The organism is Nocardioides yefusunii (assembly GCF_004014875.1).
Taxonomy (GTDB): domain Bacteria; phylum Actinomycetota; class Actinomycetes; order Propionibacteriales; family Nocardioidaceae; genus Nocardioides; species Nocardioides yefusunii.
In genome coordinates this window covers 1,676,143-1,690,566 of sequence record NZ_CP034929.1, presented here as the reverse complement: position 1 = coordinate 1,690,566, position 14,424 = coordinate 1,676,143, and the positions used below count along the sequence as shown (strand labels likewise).

The window sequence follows — 14,424 nt, the reverse complement described above, 5'->3', positions numbered from 1 at the left end:
CGTCGCCCCGCTCGATCACAGGCCGAGCGTGGTGACGGCGTTGTCGCGCAGCGGGAGGTGTTCGCGGTCGTAGAGATCGACCATCGCATCCGAGCCGTGACGGGTCTGGCGCCGCACCTCACGGGTACTGGCGCCGTTGCGTCGAGCCTGGGTGACGAACCCGGCACGCAGCGAATGGAACCCGTACGGTGCGGGGTCGAAACCTGCGGTGACCAGCCGTTTCTTCAACGACGAGTTCAAGGCACTGGCGCTGACGGCACCAGTTCCGAGGCGCCCACCCTTGTTGACGGTGCACAGCAGTGGAGCGTCCTTGATCGCGTGACCGAGCCCGTGGGCATCGGAGTCGCGGCACACGTGCTGCCACCTCGCAGCGGGTCCAGTGGCCTCCAGCAGCCGAGTGCGCGACGCGACGCCGGGAGCGGTGACCAGGCGCAGCCACCGCACCCTGGCGCACGGAACGCAGGTGATCGGATTGGTTCCGTAGGGGACGGCGAGGAGCGCCCCGAGGCCGTCCTGGTCGGTCTTGGTGACCCCGAGATGAACGTAGAGACCGTCGGCGGGTGAGGGCTCCAGGTCGCGCACGGTCAACCCCGACACCTCACTGCGACGTAGCGCGGCAGCGAAACCGAGCCCGAACGCCAAGGTGTCGCGCGCGGCACCGATGCCGTTCGGGAACGTGTCGTGCTCCATCGCGGTGATGACTGCGGTGAGGGTGTCGAGCAGGATCGGGCGTTGGCGTCGCGGTTTCTCCGCACGGCTGCGACGTAAGCCCGCCACGACGGAGGCGACCAGCGGATCACGGGCAATGTCGCCGGCGCCCCCGGCCCGACGTGAGTGCCACCCGATCGAGGCGAGGTGGCGTTCGATGGTGGAGGCCCGGAACCGGGGTTGGCCGTCGTCCTTGACCTGGGAGGCCAGGTCGGTGACGTAGAGCCGCACCAGCGCGGGTTCCACCGGCAGTGGGGTCACTTCGTAGCGCTCGCACCAGGCGGTGAACTGTCGCCAGTCCGAGTCGTAGGCACGACGGGTGTTGGCGCTGCGTGAGTTGGCGTCATGGTCGAACGCCTCATCGGCCAGCGCCCGCAGTGCGGCCAGTGACCCGGCACTCGGAGACGGACGCAGTGCACTGCTGGGGCTGGGGGCGAGCTCGGTGTCCATCGGGGCCTTCGTCGGTGCTGCTGACGTCGAGACGTCGTGGGGGAGAGGTGCCCGCAGAGGGGATGCGGGGAGCGTCACTGTGGCAGATCTGCCCGTCGACGCCCGAACGGCAGTCTACCGAGAATGCCGCTCACAGAATCATCGTGATAACGCCAATTATCGGTGGTGATGCCTGCCCCGTGACTGATGCTCAGAGCTCGTATCAGCGCTTCTTGGCGGCTGCCTTCTTGGCCTTGGTGATCTTGGTGTTCACCTTCGTGGTGGCCTTCTTCTTTGCTGCCTTGATCTGGGCGGTGGTCGCCTTCTGGGCGGCGACCTTCTTCTTGGCGGCGGTGAGGGCCTTGGCCTCTGCGCGGGCTTCGGCGGCCCAGCGCAGGTTGCGCAGGTCGTAGGGGCCTTCGTGGGCGCCTGCGCCGACGTCGACGTCGGTGAGCAGGTACTTGGCGTCGGTCTTCGCGCGGGCGGTGGCGCAGCTCTTCGCGGCGGCGGTGGTGCGGGCGTAGCACTCGCCGGTGCCTTGTTCGGTGCTGCGCCCCACGGTGGTGGTCTCGGTGTGGGAGGCCGAGGCGGAGGCCTTCAGGGTCACGTGGGCGGCCACGGCGGCGGAGTAGTTCTTCTTCTTGTACTTCTTGGTGACCTTCACCGGGGCGCCGGCAGCGACCTCGCGGGTCGCGGTGGCGGTGCGGGTGACGGTGACCGACACCGGCGTGAGGTCGCTCGCGCTGGCGGTGCGGGTGACGGTGACCGACACCGGCGTGAGGTCGCTCGCGCTGGCGGTGCGGGTGACGGTGACCGACACCGGCGTGAGGTCGCTCGCGCTGGCGGTGCCTGTGGCCTTGACCCATCCGTAGGCAGGGTTGTTCTGGCCTTCGTTGCGGGTGTGAGCCCGGGTGCAGGCGATGCCGGTGTCACCGGCGGGACAGTTCGGAGCGACGTCGGCGCCTGAGCATCCCTCGGCGACGTTCGTGGCGACCTGGAGCGGTGCCTTGTGACGGTTGGCGTTGGCCGGGAGACCGGTGCAGGTGGCAGCAGCCGGGCGCCACATCGAGGGGACGACCGAGGTGAGAGACTTCGCCCACGGGTAGGAGACCTTGTTGCAGTTCACACCCTCCCACGGAGCGCACGTGAAGGGCGTGGCGGGAACAGCAGGGATGAGGCCGCTGGTACCTCCGGCCATGAGCCCCTGGCACATGAGCGTCCACCTGATGCCGTCGTGTTCGCGTATCGCGCGCGACCAGGGCTGAGCGGCCCTGCACTCCGCGTCGGCCGCGATGTAGCCCGGAAATCCGGCCTCCAGCACGTCCAGTTCGGTGTCGCACATCCAGTCGTTCGTCCACGGTCGAAACACCGGACGGGTGTCGCGGAAGTCGCAGGTCATGCCCCGGGTCTGGTAGTACCACAAGAACGTGCGGCCGCCGGACTGGCGCTCCTCGTAGGAACGGGCGTACCAGAACCCCTCAGCGTCAGCGTGCGCGGTGTCGACGTGGATGACCTCACCCATGACACCCCACAGATCCTTACCGACAGCGGCGGCGTAGTAGTAGGGTCCTTGACGTCGGCGTACCCGTGGATCGCGGTGGACCGGTCCGCGGCTTGGGCCGGTGCGGTGAACGAAGGAGCCACGACACTGAGCAGGGACACGACGAGCGCCACGAGCGCGGCACGGGCGCCGAAGCGGGCAGCCAGGGTGGTGGTGGTCATCGTCGTCCTCGTTCTCGTGGGCGAGCCTTCGGCTCGGGGTGTACACATCAGGTGTGCGGCACGCGAGAGAAGTCTCACCGCTCGATCAGCGGTCGCTTCTTATCGTTCAGCGCGAGCACGGGCTGAACGGTCGGTACGTCGGCAGATGCTACGGCCCGGCAAGGGGCGCGGGATTCGAATCGGGTGACCGCAGCAGGGGTCGTCTCACCATCGTTGTTCGTGCGCCGCGCGTGGGGGCGCCCCGACACTGCCGTGACTAGGCTCTACCCATCACACGACTTGAGGGAGCACATGCGCCACACACTCGTTCGTTCGCGCAGTACCCGACAGCGCGGTGCCCGTGCGGGGGCTGTCGTCGCGGTGGCGCTCGCTCTCTGCGCCTCCTTGTTGGGAGGCCCGGCCCAGGCTGCGCCGAGCGGCACGGACGGGTTCTCCGGGTATGCCTTCGACGCCCGCTGTGCGCCCACGCAGCAGGAGATGGACGTCTGGCGTACGTCGTCGCAGTTCTCGGGTGCGGGGATCTACATCGGTGGCTCGATGGTGTCGTGTCGTGAGACCGCGACCGACCCGGGACAGCCGCACCTGAACTCGACGTGGGTGAACACGCAGCAGGCCAAGGGCTGGCGGTTGTTGCCGATCTGGGTGGGTCCGGAGGCGTCGTGCCACACCATCTACGGCGACGTCATCGACTCCGATCCCGCCCGCTCCTACGCTGCAGCCGATGCGCGGGGACGCAGTGAGGCCGCAGCAGCCGTGAGCCGTGCCCGTGCGCTCGGACTGAAGGCGGGCAGCACGCTCTGGTACGACCTCGAGGGCGGCTTCGACCTCGCCGACGACGACTGCCGTCGTTCCACGTTGCGGTTCCTGAGCGGTTGGACCCTCGCGCTGCACCAGTTCGGGTACCGCTCCGGGGTGTACTCCAGCATCTCCGCAGGCATTCACGCCCTCGACAACGCCGACAACCTCTCCTCAGGCTCCTACGTGATGCCTGACCAGGTCTGGTACGCCTGGTACAACGGTCGCGCTGACACCAGCGTCGACTCCAGGTGGGTGCGCCCGGGAAGTTGGCTCAACCAGCGCGTCCACCAGTACCAGGCCCACACCAACGCGACCTACGGCGGCGTGACGCTCACGATCGACCGCAACCTCATGCAGCTCAACGGGGGAGCACACGCACCGCGCAGCCTCGCCCTGTGCAGCAAGACCAGCGTCGACCTCGCCAAGTACCCCAAGCTCAAGAAGGGCGCCCGCGGCAAGCAGGCCAAGGCACTGCAGTGCCTGGTGAAGAAGAACGGCGTCTACACGGGTCGTCTCGACGCGAAGTTTGACGCCGACGTCGTCCGGTCGGTGAAGAAGTTCCAGCGCAAGCACACGCTGCGCGTCACCGGACGCCCCGACGCCCGCACCTGGACCGCCCTCTTCGCCCAGGGCTCGAAGCCACTGCTCAAGGTCGGCTCCGCCGGGAAGCCTGCGCTGCGTCTGCAACGGTCACTGCGAGCCGCAGGTGTCACGTCGGTGAAGCCGACCGGCATCGTCACCGACCAGACCGCCCGAGCAGTGACGAAGTACCAGAAGAAGGTGGGTCTGGCCCCGACCGGCGTCGTCACCCCCGACGTCTGGGTGGCGCTGCAGAAGGGCCGCCGCTGACACTGGTCACCCGCTGAGCAGGAACCACTGACCGGGAACCACTGACCGGGAACCACAGAGTGCAGCAACGACGGACGCCGTCGACCGGAGATCTTCTCTGGTCGACCGCGTCCGTCGTTGAGGCGTCGTGCTCGAGGTGCGCGACTCAGATGTCGCGGAACGGCTCGATGTTGGCGCCGATCTCGTTGAGACGGTTCGCCAGGTCCTCGTAGCCGCGGTGGATGACGTAGGTCGAACGCAGCACCGAAGTGCCCTTCGAGGCGAGCATCGCGAGCAGGATGACCACGGCGGGACGCAGCGCCGGGGGGCACACGATCTCGGTGCCGGACAGGCGCGCGGGGCCCTGGATCATCACACGGTGCGGGTCGAGGAGCTTCACGTCGACGCCGAGCTTGGAGAGCTCGGTGAGGTAGATGGCGCGGTTCTCATACACCCAGTCGTGCAGGAACGTCTGGCCCTCGGCGACGGCACCGATGACGGCGAAGAACGGCAGGTTGTCGATGTTGAGGCCGGGGAACGGCATCGGGTGCACCTTGTCCAGGGGCGCCTTCAGCTCGGACTTCTTGCTGGTGACGTCGACCAGACGGGTGCGACCGTTGGCGGCCAGGTACTCCTCGGTGAGCTCGTAGGAGAAGCCCATCTCTTCGAGCACCGCGAGCTCGATCTCCATGAACTCGATCGGGACGCGCTTGACGGTGATCTCGCTCTTGGTGACGATCGCAGCCGCCAGCAGCGACATCGCCTCGATCGGGTCCTCGGACGGGGAGTAGTCGACGTCGACGTTGATGTCAGCCTTGCCCGTCACCGTCAGCGTCGTGGTGCCGACGCCCTCGATGGCGACGCCGAGCTTCTCCAGGTAGAAGCACAGGTCCTGGACCATGTAGTTCGACGAGGCGTTGCGGATGACGGTGGTGCCCGGGTGCAGGGCAGCGGCCATCAGGGCATTCTCGGTGACGGTGTCGCCGCGCTCGGTGAGCACGATCGGGCGTCCCGGGGTGATCTTGGAGTCCACCGAGGCGTGGTATGCGCCCTCGTTGGCGACGACCTTGAGACCGAAGGGGCGCAGCGCGGCCATGTGCGGCTCCACGGTGCGGGTGCCGAGCTGGCAGCCACCGGCGTAGGGAAGGTCGAACGCTTCCTGGGCGCGGTGCATCAGCGGCCCCAGGAACATGATCACCGAACGCGTGCGACGGGCAGCGGCCTCGTCGATCGCGGACAGGTCGATGTGGGCCGGCGGAATGATCTCGAGGTCGTTGTGCTCGTTGAGCCAGTTGGTCTCCACGCCCAGGGAGTTCAGGACCTCCAGGAGACGGTTGACCTCCTCGATCCGGGCGACCTTGCGCAGCACCGTGCGGCCACGGTTGAGCAGGGAGGCACACAGCAGTGCCACGCCGGCGTTCTTCGAGGTCTTGACCTCGATCGACCCCGACAAGGTGGTGGGGCCGGTGACACGCAGGTGCGTGGGGCCAGCGCCGACGGAGACGATCTCGGAGTCCAGGGCGTCACCGAAACGGGCCAGCATCTCCAGGGAGAGGTTCTGGTGCCCCTTCTCGATCCGGTTGATCGCACTCTGGGAGGTGCCCAGTGCTTCGGCCAGCTGCTGCTGGGTCATCCCGCGGTGCTTGCGAGCGTCGCGGATGAGGTTGCCGATCCGTCCGAGATAGTCCTGCGTCATGAGAACACGCTATCTCAGATATGAGATAAGCCAAGCCGCCGCGCACGGGGTTGTGACGGGGTGTCGCTCACAGTGGGTGTGACCTGTGTCCCCGGCCCGAGCCGGGGACAGGTGCGTTGCCTCAGAGGCCGCCGGCGAGCTCCAGTGCCGCCACGGCACCCGATCCTGCTGCGACTGCGCCAGCGATCGAGGTCGTGCCCAGCAGGGTGGAGAGGCGCAGGGTGGTGAAGTTGTTCCATGCCAGGGTCCGTACGGAGGTGAAGAACGCGGTGGTGACGTTCTGTGATCCCACGACGTTCCCGACGAAGTAGAGCTGGAACAGGCCGGAGAGGTCGACGTCGTAGTGGGCCTGGAAGGTCTCGATGATCTGCGGGGTCGCGGTGACGAGTGCGGTGCCGTAGAGGTCGTAGTCGGCGCGGTGCCCGGTGGTGGTGCCCACGGCCTTCAACGTCCGGGGGAGGTCGTCGACGAGGTGGTTGATGATGCCTTGTCCCACGATGCGGCCGGGACTGCGGGTGCAGTCGGCGGCGAGCCGGTAGTAGTCACGCCAGTAGGTGGTGAGGGTGGTGAGGGTGGTGCGTCCGCGCAGGTGCGCGTCGAGGTTGCGAAAGTACTCTGCGGCGAATGAGACCGCGAGCTGTTCGGCCCATGCCCGGTGGGTGAAGATCCCTGCGTCGAGGGAGGCGATGGTCTCGTCGACGATGACTTCGTAGACCAGTGGGAAGGTGCCTCTGGCGTCTCCGCGGGCCGCGAGGATCGAGTTGACGGTGGCCAGGCGCTGCTTCACGTCGCTGATGGTGCTGAGCCCGGTGGGGGAGGCCGCCGCCAGGAGCGCGGAGTTCTCCGCACCGCTCAGGGTGGGAGCGCAGGCGCTGGTGGTGGCTGGGCGTTGCGTCCCGGGCGCGGTGAACAGTGCGGCTGAGGCGGGCGCCGCGCAACCCCACCCCAGAACCATCGCCAGCGAGGTCACCGTGAAGCCTCTCGTGACAGTGCTGTGCATGGGACGGGCGGAACTACGGGTGTGGCGTCGCATCGGTGTACCCCCTGTGGCGTTGTCTGCTCAGGACAGCATCTGCGCTCAGCCGAGGCCGGGGAGCCCACTTGACGAAAATCAATACCCAAAAAAGTACGTGAAAGGATCGGTCCATGCGCGCAACCGTTCTTCACGCCCCTGGCGACGTCCGACTCGACGAGATCCCCGACGCAACCGTCGTGGAGCCCACTGATGCGGTGGTCAAGGTCCTGGCCGGCTGCATCTGCGGCTCCGACCTGTGGGGTTACCGCGGTGCCAACGGCGCCTTCGATCCCCGCACCATCGGTCACGAGTGCATCGGTGAGATCGTCGAAGTCGGCGCAGAGGTGCGCGACTTCCGTGTCGGTGACCACGTCGTCGTCCCGTTCTGCCACAGCGACAACACGTGTGCGCACTGCCGTGCCGGGTTCCACTCCGTCTGCACCCATTCAGGGTTCACCGTGTCGGGGCAGGCCGAGTACGCCCGCGTCACCCAGGCCGACGGTTCCCTGGTCCGCGTCGAGGGTGGCATCACCCCCGCCAACCGGGCTGCCCTGCTGACCCTGTCCGACGTGTTCCCCACCGGTTGGCACGCAGCGGTCTCCGCACGCGTGCAGCCGGGCCACACCACCGTCGTCGTCGGTGACGGTGCCGTGGGACTCTGCGGTGTCCTGGCAGCGGTGACCATGGGTGCCGAGCGCGTCATCGCGATGTCGCGTCACGCCGATCGTCAGGCGGTGGCCACCACCTTCGGTGCCACCCACCTGGTCGCCGAGCGTGGGGAGGCCGCGAAGGAAGCCGTCATGGAACTCACCGACGGTGTCGGGGCCGACTCCGTCCTCGAGTGCGTCGGCACCGGCGCCTCGATGGAGACCGCCTTCGACGTCGCCCGTCCCGGCGCGACCGTCGGGTTCGTGGGTGTCCCGCACGGCGTCGACCTCTCGATCCGTCGGATGTTCGACTCGAACGTGGGTCTGCGTGGCGGCATGGCCCCGGTGCGCGCCTACCTGCCCGACCTCCTGGGACGCGTCGAGCGTGGCGAAGTGGACCCCAGTGGAGTCTTCGACCTCGAACTCGGCCTCGACGCCGTCGCCGAGGGATACCGTGCGATGGACGAGCGACGCGCGATCAAGGTGCTGCTCACCCCTGAGCCCTGATGAACCACGAGGAGTCCGCATGAGTGGCCACCACCCGGCTGATGCCCACGCCACCATCCGGGTGGTGGGTGCCCGTGAGAACAACCTGCGCGACGTCGACGTCACCCTCCCCAAACGACGCCTGACGGTCTTCACCGGCGTCTCCGGATCGGGGAAGAGCTCGTTGGTGTTCTCCACGATCGCTGCGGAGTCCCAGCGGATGGTCAACGAGACCTACTCCAGCTTCGTCCAAGGATTCATGGCCTCCCCGGCCCGCCCCGACGTCGACGTCCTCGACGGCCTCACCGCCGCGATCGTCGTCGACCAGGAACGCATCGGCTCCGACCCGCGTTCCACCGTCGGGACCGCCACCGACGCCGCCGCGATGCTGCGGATCCTGTTCTCCCGCCTCGGCGTCCCCCACGTCGGAGGACCCCAGGCGTTCAGTTTCAACGTCGCCTCCGCCACCGGCTCCGGGGCCCTCAAGGTCGACCGGGGCGCCGACACGAAGGCCGAACACCGCACCTTCGAGGTCCTCGGCGGGATGTGTGTCCGGTGTGAGGGCCGGGGACAGGTCTCCGACATCGACCTCCACGCCCTGGTCGACTTCGACAAGTCCATCGCTGAGGGCGCGATCCTGGTCCCCGGATACTCGATGGACGGCTGGTACGGCCGGATCTACGCCGCGTGCGGATTCTTCGACGTCAACGCCCCCGTCAACACCTTCACCGAGGCCGAACTCCACGCCCTGTTCCACACCGAACCCACCAAGATCAAGGCCGACGGCATCAACGTCACTTACGACGGCCTGATCCCCAAGATGACCAAGTCGATGCTCGCCAAGGACCGCGAGTCCATGCAGCCCCACATCCGGGCCTTCGTCGACTCGGCCGTCGTGTTCACCACCTGCCCCGACTGCGACGGCACCCGCCTCAACGACCGCGCCCGCTCATCCCTCATCGATGGGGTCTCCATCGCCGACGTCGCCCGGATGCAGGTCAGTGACCTCGCAGCATGGGTACGCACCCTCACCGACCCCAGCGCCCATCCCGGTGCCCATCAGGGCGTCGGGCCCCTGGTGGAGTCCCTCGCCCACACGTTGGAGGCGATGGTCGACATCGGGTTGGGCTACATCACCCTGGAACGTCCCGCAGCGACCCTGTCCGGGGGAGAAGCCCAACGCGTCAAGATGGTGCGCCACCTCGGCTCTGCGCTCACTGACGTCACCTACGTCTTCGACGAACCGTCCATCGGCCTGCACCCCCACGACGTGCAACGCATGAACGCCCTCCTCCTCGCCCTGCGCGACAAGGGCAACACCGTCCTCGTGGTCGAACACAAACCCGAAGTCATCGCGATCGCAGACCACGTCGTCGACCTCGGGCCGGGAGCAGGCGCGGCAGGCGGCCAGATCTGCTTCACCGGCACGGTGGACGAACTCCGCGACTCCGACACCGTCACCGGACGCCACCTCGACGACCGCCCCGCGCTGAAGGAGACCGTCCGTACCCCCACCGGATGGCTGGAGGTACGCGGAGCGACCCGCCACAACCTCACGGGCGTCGACGTGGACGTGCCCACCGGAGTCCTGTGCGTGATCACCGGCGTCGCCGGGTCAGGCAAGTCCACGTTGGTCAACGGATGGATCTCCACCCGCGACGACGTCGTCACCGTCGACCAGTCCCCGATCAAGGGATCACGCCGTTCCAACCCCGCCACCTACACCGGACTCCTCGAACCCGTCCGGAAGGCATTCGCGAAGGCCAACGGCGTCAAGCCCGCGCTGTTCAGCGCCAACTCCGACGGAGCCTGTCCGCACTGCAAGGGCGTCGGCGTCATCTACACCGACCTCAGCGTCATGCAGAGCGTCGCCTCACCCTGCGACGTCTGCGGTGGACGCCGCTTCGCCGCCGACGTCCTGGCTCACACCCTGGGCGGAGCCTCCATCGCCGACGTCTTCGACATGGCCGTCGACGACGCACTGCCGTTCTTCAGCGCCGGAGAGGCGAAGGTCCCCGCCGCAGCGAAGATCCTCACCCGCCTCGCCGACGTCGGCCTGGGCTACCTCCGCCTGGGCCAACCCCTCACCACCCTGTCAGGTGGCGAACGCCAACGCCTCAAGCTCGCCACCCGCATGGGCGAACCCGGAGACGTCTACGTCCTCGACGAACCCACCACCGGACTCCACCTCGCCGACATCGCCACCCTGACAGCAATGCTCGACCGACTCGTCGACGCCGGGAAGTCCGTCATCGTCGTCGAACACCACCAGACGGTGATGGCCCACGCTGACTGGATCATCGACCTCGGGCCGGGGGCAGGACACGACGGGGGACAGGTGGTGTTCACCGGCACCCCGGGCGACCTGGTCGCGCAGGCCGAGACGTTGACGGGCCAGCACCTGGCCCGCCACGTCCGGCAGGACTGATCAGGCAGAGGCGTCGGTGAGCAGCTGCACCTCAGCTGCGGTGAGCTCCAGGTCGACCGACGCCATCAGGGCACCCAACTGCTCGACGGTGCGCGCCGACGCGATCGGGGCAGCAACAGTGTCCTGGGCACGCAGCCACGCCAACGCGACCGAGGCCACCTCGACGTCATGGGCCGCAGCAACGGCGTCGAGAGCATCCAGGACGGCGAGACCCCGCTCGTCGAGGTAGGCCGACGCACTGCCGGCACGCACGGAGTCCACGCCACCATCGGCGCGGTACTTGCCGGTCAGGAAACCCGAGGCCAGGGAGTAGTACGGCAGGACCGCAAGGTCGTGACGCTGCGCGGCTGCCTGCAGACCGTTGGTCTCGAAGCCACGCTCCACCAGCGAGTACTGCGGCTGCAACGCCACAGCACGGTGGAAGCCCTCGGCCTCGGTGACAGCGAACCACTCGTCGATCCGGGCGGGGGAGAAGTTGGAGATCGCGATGTTGCGGACCTTGCCTGCGTCCACGAGGGCGGAGAGACCCGACACGATTTCGACCATGGGGACGGTCTCGTCGTCGAAGTGGGCGTAGTAGAGGTCGATCACGTCAGTGCGCAGACGCTGCAGGGACGCGTCAGCTGCCTTCGCCACGTTCGCCGGGGACAGACCCGGGAACTCAGGGTGCTTGCAGACCTTGGTGGCGATCACGACGTCGTCACGACGACCGCGTGCCTCCAGCCACGAACCGATGACGAGTTCGGAGTCGCCGCCGGTGTTGCCGGGCACCCAGGCCGAGTACACGTCGGCGGTGTCAATGAAGTTGCCGCCGGCCTCGACGAACGCGTCCAGGACAGCGTGGGAAGTGGGTTCGTCAGCGGTCCAGCCGAAGACGTTGCCGCCGAGGTTGAGGGGAACGATCTCGAGATCACCAATACGGGTCATGCAGACATTTTCACACCCGACCAGTACACGCTGTCCGGCCAGGGGGCCAGGGGCCTCGCCGCGACGAGAGTGTCACAGAGCGTGGAGGTACTTCCGTGTCGTGGCGTCCTGCACCCGCCGTGCCACCGGGGCTCCCAGCCACGTGAACCAACGTCCGGCCTTGGAGAACGCCGTGACGGTGAACTGCACCCCACCGTCGACGGGTTCGAGGAGGAACAACTCTTCGCCGTGCTCGGGGTGCCCCGGGAGGGTGGTGTAGACGAAGCCGACCCGGTCGGGGTCGTTCCAGACGTGGGTGACCCGGCACGGGACGGTGATCGAGGTCCAGCGCGGCACCCAGGCGAAGGGACGCCACCGCATCAGGATCACCTCCCCGACCGCGACCCGTGGCGAGGTCACGAACACGTCCAGGCCCGCGCCCTCGTGGACACCCCACGTCAGGAGCCGGTCGCCGACGTGGCCCAGATCGGCGCCGGGAAGGAACCGGGTCTCGTGGACAGTCCGGAACCCCCGAGGATGTTCAGCCAACACCGCGTCCGGGTGGTCGTGACTGGGGGAGACAGTACGCAGTTCCTCTGCGACGGCAGCGTCGATCAACGTGACCATGCGTCATGATGGCACGCCGCGTGGCCCCGATCCGAGGGTTGAATCATCGGGCCGGGGACACGCGGCATCATGGGGAGTGCCTGAGCGGCTGCCTGAGCCGCGGGGCAGGGAACCTGAGTCAGGTGGGCTTCACGGTGAGAGTGGTGTCCCAGGCGCTGGTGCCGCTGCGCGGGGCGCAGCGGGCGCCCGAGGTCGTGTACGTGGCACGGTAACTGGGACTGAACGTGTAGCTCTTGGCCTTGACTCGTTCACCGGAGCCGAAGTTGCTGGCCGGGATGGTGGCCTTGAACAGTCCGGAGGCCGGGATCGCGACTCCGGGGCCCGTGGTTCCGGGGGAACTGCTGTGCGGCACGACGGTGCTGGTGACGATCGAGGCAGCCGGGACGAAGCGGTACGTGGTGCCACTGACGCGCTCAACGGTCCATCCCCGGGGGGTGCTGGTCCACGTGACGACGTAGGGCAGGGTCACGTGGAACGAGTACGAGGCGACGCTGACCGTCAGACCTGACCCGGCGCTCTGGAAACCCAGTGCCGGGTCATTCGTCGCGTCGGTGGTGTCACCCACGGCCCGACCGATCCGGATCGCCAACGTGGCCGAGGACCAACCGGAGCGCCATTCATTGCTCCCGTTGAGTCCGGTGAAGCTGACCTTGGCGTACAGCGCGCTCTCCCAGCTGGCGGGCGTGCACGTCACGATCGGCTGGGTCGACGCAGCGTAGGCGGGCGCCGCAGCGGCGACGGTGACAGCAGGTGCTGCCCACAGGGACGAACGGACGACGCCCCGGCGCGACACGCCGGGACTCGTCGCAGCCCCACGGGATGCCCTGCTCGCCGCCCTGTTCGATGCTGAGTTCGATGCTGAGTTCGATGCCGTGGCGTCATGGGTGTGGTCGTGGTGCATGTGGGTTCCCCTCCAAAGTTGCATGGTGTTGCAGGAGGGGGACGCCAACAGAGCCCATATGTGACGCCAAAATGACCAGATGGAACTATTGCGTCAGGTCGGCGACCTCCGCTAGACGGGCGGAGTGACGCGCGTCACGCATAGATGTGGCCTTGTGACGGCGTGGTCACCGGGGCGCGGAGATGGTCGCGACGTCGATGACGTAGCGGTAGCGCACCTGGCCGGCCACGACCTTGTCGTAGGCCTCGGTGACCTCGTCCGCGGTGATCGTCTCGACCTGGGCACCGATGCCGTGCTCAGCACAGAAGGCGAGCATCTCCTTGGTCTCGGGGATGCCGCCGATGTTGGAACCGGTCAGGACCTTGCCGCCACCGATCAAGGCACCTGGACGAACCTGGTACTTCTCACTCGGCAGGCCGACGTTGGCCACCACACCACGCGGCTTCACCAGACGCAGGTACTTCTCGATGTCGATGTCAGCACTCACGGTGTTGAGGACCAGGTCGAACTCGCTGACCAGCCCCTTGAAGTTCGACGGGTTCTCCGACGCCACGTGACGGACCGCGCCCAGGGCGAGGGAGTCGGCCTTCTTCGCGTCACTGCGGGAGATGACGGTGACCTCAGCACCCATCGCCACCGCCAGCACCACACCCATGTGCCCCAGGCCGCCCAGACCGACGACGGCCACCTTCGATCCCTCACCCACACCCCACCGCCGCAACGGGGAATAGGTCGTGATGCCGGCGCACAACAGGGGAGCTGCCACGTCCAGATCAATGCCCTCAGGGATCGGGCAGGCGAAACGCTGCGACACGACCAACTGCTGGGAGTACCCACCCAAGGTCGGTTCACCGTCGTAACCGGTGCCGTTGTACGTCATCACCGCACCACGGGTGCAGTTCTGCTCATACCCGGCCACGCAGTACTCGCACTCGCCGCAGGAGTCGACCATGCAGCCCACGCCGACCCGGTCACCGACCTTGATCTCGGTGACGTCGGCACCGACCGCGGAGACCACACCGGCGACCTCGTGACCGGGAACCATCGGGAAGATCGCCGAACCCCACTCCTCACGCACCTGGTGAATGTCGGAGTGACAGATGCCGGCGAACTTCACGTCGATCATCACGTCGTCAGGACACAGGTCACGACGCCCCACAAGACGCTGGACGAACGGGGCGCCGGCGGATTCCGCGACGAGAGCAGGAGTCTGGGTAGTCATGCCGTCCAGCC

The 14,424-nt window shown here is 67.5% G+C and carries 11 protein-coding genes; 3 read left to right on the top strand and 8 right to left on the bottom strand.

Annotated elements, in window-relative coordinates; genetic code table 11:
• Nucleotides 1-15: 15 nt before the first annotated feature.
• Nucleotides 16-1,158 (bottom strand): site-specific integrase, encoded by a 1,143-nt coding sequence (locus EOV43_RS07680; protein ID WP_128220737.1) that lies wholly within the window; start codon nt 1,156-1,158, stop codon nt 16-18.
• A gap of 202 nt (nt 1,159-1,360) precedes the next feature.
• The gene (locus tag EOV43_RS07675; RefSeq protein WP_128220735.1) at nt 1,361-2,659 is read right to left on the bottom strand and encodes a hypothetical protein; all 1,299 of its coding nucleotides are present in this window, start codon (nt 2,657-2,659) and stop codon (nt 1,361-1,363) included.
• 491 nt (nt 2,660-3,150) lie between these two features.
• Here EOV43_RS07675 and EOV43_RS07670 point away from each other — a divergent pair, with 491 nt between their 5' ends.
• Nucleotides 3,151-4,506 (top strand): glycoside hydrolase domain-containing protein, encoded by a 1,356-nt coding sequence (locus EOV43_RS07670; protein WP_128220733.1) that lies wholly within the window; start codon nt 3,151-3,153, stop codon nt 4,504-4,506.
• Between the two features lie 145 nt (nt 4,507-4,651).
• On the opposite strand, the gene EOV43_RS07665 is transcribed toward EOV43_RS07670, so the two are convergent.
• Together EOV43_RS07665 and EOV43_RS07660 are read right to left on the bottom strand one after the other, a co-directional pair.
• On the bottom strand, nt 4,652-6,181 hold the full coding sequence (locus tag EOV43_RS07665; protein ID WP_128220731.1) for a helix-turn-helix domain-containing protein: 1,530 nt from the start codon (nt 6,179-6,181) through the stop codon (nt 4,652-4,654).
• Between the two features lie 121 nt (nt 6,182-6,302).
• Nucleotides 6,303-7,151 carry a DUF5995 family protein gene (locus tag EOV43_RS07660; RefSeq protein ID WP_128220729.1) on the bottom strand — a complete coding sequence of 283 codons (849 nt, stop codon included), beginning with the start codon at nt 7,149-7,151 and terminating at the stop codon, nt 6,303-6,305.
• A 176-nt stretch (nt 7,152-7,327) separates the two neighbouring features.
• Here EOV43_RS07660 and EOV43_RS07655 point away from each other — a divergent pair, with 176 nt between their 5' ends.
• On the top strand, nt 7,328-8,350 hold the full coding sequence (locus EOV43_RS07655; RefSeq protein WP_128220727.1) for a zinc-binding dehydrogenase: 1,023 nt from the start codon (nt 7,328-7,330) through the stop codon (nt 8,348-8,350).
• A gap of 19 nt (nt 8,351-8,369) precedes the next feature.
• Complete coding sequence (locus EOV43_RS07650; RefSeq protein ID WP_128220725.1) at nt 8,370-10,757, top strand: ATP-binding cassette domain-containing protein; 2,388 nt, start codon at nt 8,370-8,372, stop codon at nt 10,755-10,757.
• Here the strand turns inward: EOV43_RS07650 and EOV43_RS07645 are convergent, their stop codons facing one another.
• The 4 genes from EOV43_RS07645 to EOV43_RS07630 form a co-directional block, all read right to left on the bottom strand.
• Complete coding sequence (locus EOV43_RS07645) at nt 10,758-11,684, bottom strand: aldo/keto reductase (RefSeq protein WP_128220723.1); 927 nt, start codon at nt 11,682-11,684, stop codon at nt 10,758-10,760. It abuts the gene before it with no gap.
• A gap of 72 nt (nt 11,685-11,756) precedes the next feature.
• Nucleotides 11,757-12,290 (bottom strand): DUF1990 domain-containing protein, encoded by a 534-nt coding sequence (locus EOV43_RS07640; protein WP_128220721.1) that lies wholly within the window; start codon nt 12,288-12,290, stop codon nt 11,757-11,759.
• A 118-nt stretch (nt 12,291-12,408) separates the two neighbouring features.
• A complete protein-coding gene (locus EOV43_RS07635; RefSeq protein WP_128220719.1) occupies nt 12,409-13,083 on the bottom strand; it encodes a hypothetical protein in 675 nt (224 codons plus the stop codon).
• A 274-nt stretch (nt 13,084-13,357) separates the two neighbouring features.
• Nucleotides 13,358-14,413: an NAD(P)-dependent alcohol dehydrogenase gene (locus EOV43_RS07630; RefSeq protein ID WP_128220717.1), complete on the bottom strand. Its 1,056-nt coding sequence runs from the start codon at nt 14,411-14,413 to the stop codon at nt 13,358-13,360.
• Between the last annotated feature and the right edge of the window lie 11 nt (nt 14,414-14,424).

Bases quoted from the DNA above. Each gene is read 5' to 3' on its own strand.
- EOV43_RS07680 (WP_128220737.1), bottom strand. From the start codon at position 1,158: ATGGACACCGAGCTCGCCCCCAGCCCCAGCAGTGCACTGCGTCCGTCT.
- EOV43_RS07675 (WP_128220735.1), bottom strand. From the start codon at position 2,659: ATGGGTGAGGTCATCCACGTCGACACCGCGCACGCTGACGCTGAGGGG.
- EOV43_RS07670 (WP_128220733.1), top strand. From the start codon at position 3,151: ATGCGCCACACACTCGTTCGTTCGCGCAGTACCCGACAGCGCGGTGCC.
- EOV43_RS07665 (WP_128220731.1), bottom strand. From the start codon at position 6,181: ATGACGCAGGACTATCTCGGACGGATCGGCAACCTCATCCGCGACGCT.
- EOV43_RS07655 (WP_128220727.1), top strand. From the start codon at position 7,328: ATGCGCGCAACCGTTCTTCACGCCCCTGGCGACGTCCGACTCGACGAG.
- EOV43_RS07650 (WP_128220725.1), top strand. From the start codon at position 8,370: ATGAGTGGCCACCACCCGGCTGATGCCCACGCCACCATCCGGGTGGTG.
- EOV43_RS07645 (WP_128220723.1), bottom strand. From the start codon at position 11,684: ATGACCCGTATTGGTGATCTCGAGATCGTTCCCCTCAACCTCGGCGGC.
- EOV43_RS07640 (WP_128220721.1), bottom strand. From the start codon at position 12,290: ATGGTCACGTTGATCGACGCTGCCGTCGCAGAGGAACTGCGTACTGTC.
- EOV43_RS07630 (WP_128220717.1), bottom strand. From the start codon at position 14,413: ATGACTACCCAGACTCCTGCTCTCGTCGCGGAATCCGCCGGCGCCCCG.